We start from the raw sequence: 234 nt of genomic DNA on the forward strand, positions 1-234 counted from the left end.
CCTTTTATTGGCCTGTCAGGCACCGGGCTGATTATTTCAGGTATGGTGCTGGGGCTGTTCGCTATTAATTTCCTGGGCCCTTTTTTTTCGGTGAATGTAGCCATCCGGGAAGGGCACACTGTTAAGCGGGATGGGATGTTCAAATATGTGCGGCATCCCTCCTATTCAGCGTCGCTGCTCTCTTTTCTGGGGTTTGGCATTTCCATGGATAACTGGGTAGCTCTGCTGGTGGTA

The 234-nt window shown here is 50.9% G+C and carries 1 protein-coding gene; it reads left to right on the forward strand.

The annotated features are described in order from the left end of the window. Window positions 1–234 (forward strand): isoprenylcysteine carboxylmethyltransferase family protein (locus KVT36_RS32270; protein WP_254640290.1); only part of this gene is annotated, 234 nt, incomplete at both ends.

The organism is Chitinophaga sp. GbtcB8, assembly GCF_019091455.1.
In the GTDB taxonomy this organism is placed as follows: domain Bacteria; phylum Bacteroidota; class Bacteroidia; order Chitinophagales; family Chitinophagaceae; genus Chitinophaga.